This window comes from Frankia sp. Mgl5, assembly GCF_023242985.1.
Taxonomy (GTDB): domain Bacteria; phylum Actinomycetota; class Actinomycetes; order Frankiales; family Frankiaceae; genus Parafrankia; species Parafrankia soli.
On the sequence record NZ_JALKFY010000779.1, the window covers coordinates 1 to 1,233 of the forward strand.

1 protein-coding gene is annotated in these 1,233 nt (G+C 65.9%); it reads left to right on the forward strand.

The genetic code is table 11. From position 1 onward, the window contains the following. A partial coding sequence (locus tag MXD62_RS27580; RefSeq protein ID WP_248832313.1) for an ABC transporter substrate-binding protein occupies positions 1-1,232 on the forward strand: 1,232 nt, incomplete at its 5' end. Position 1,233 lies beyond the last annotated feature (1 nt).

Here is a 1,233-nt window from a genome sequence, read left to right on the forward strand (position 1 = left end):
CGCTCTTAGCCGCGCCACTGGTCCTGCTGATGCTTGTCACCGCGTGCGGGTCGGACGACAGCGACACGCCTGACACGGAAAACACGGCGGCAGACACCGAGGTGCTCGGACCGGTGGCGGCGGCGAAGGGTGAACCCGTCAAGATTGGGGTCATCTCGGACGGCAAGTCCGCGAGCGGCGACAACTCGATCCAGTTCCGCGTGGCTGACGCGACCGTGAAGTACCTGAACGAGCACCGCTCCGGCATCGGTGGCCGACCCATCGAGCTGGTGACGTGTGAGACGCAGGCGGACCCGGCCAGGGGCGTGGACTGCGGAAACCGGATGATCGAGGACGATGTCGTCGCTGTCGCCGTGGGCGAGTCCGCGGTCAACGCGAGCATCTGGCAGCCGTTGGCCGACGCGAACATTCCGGTGATGTTCTTCGGCGCCGGCGACCCGGCATTGCTCGCCGACAGCGAGTCGACCTTCACCCTGGGCGATCCCACCTTCGCCGTGCTCCAGTTGCCGATCGGTCTCGCGAAAGACAAAGGCGTCGACAAGGTGACGTCGGTGGTGATCGACGTGCCCGCGGCGCTGCACGTCCAGCAGGACGTCGCGCCGAAGCTGTTCGAGGAGGCGGGTATCGGCTATGAGCTCGTCACGGTGCCCCCGGGCACGGCCGATATGGCGCCGCAGATGCAGAGGGTCGTCGATGGTGACCCCGGGGTCGTGTTCGTCGTGGGTAACGACTCCTTCTGTATCAGTGCGTTCAACGCTTTGAAGGCGGTCGGGTACGACGGCACGATCAGTGCCATCTCGCAGTGCGTCACCGACGCGACTCGTAAGGCGGTGTCGTCGGACGTGCTCGACGGGATGGTCGTCGCGGCCCTCGCACCGGTCGGCGGGACCGACCCGTCCAGCCTCCTCTACACCGCGGCAATGGAAACCTACGGTCACGATGTCGATGTCAGCTCGACCGGCGGCCCGGGCATGTTCATAGCGCTCGCCGGGCTCCAGACGGCCCTGGAAGGTATCTCGGGGGACATCACCCCGGAAACGGTGCTCGCCACCATCAAGGCGATGCCGGAGAAGGAGTTGCCGGGGGCGGCCGGCTTGAAGTTCCGCTGCAACGGAAAAGCCCACCCCGAATCGCCGGCGTCCTGCGTAAGGGGTGGGTTGTCAACGACCCTCGACGACAAGGGCCAGCCCACCGAGTACAAGGTTCTCGGAACCTCTCCGATCGAGAACTGAA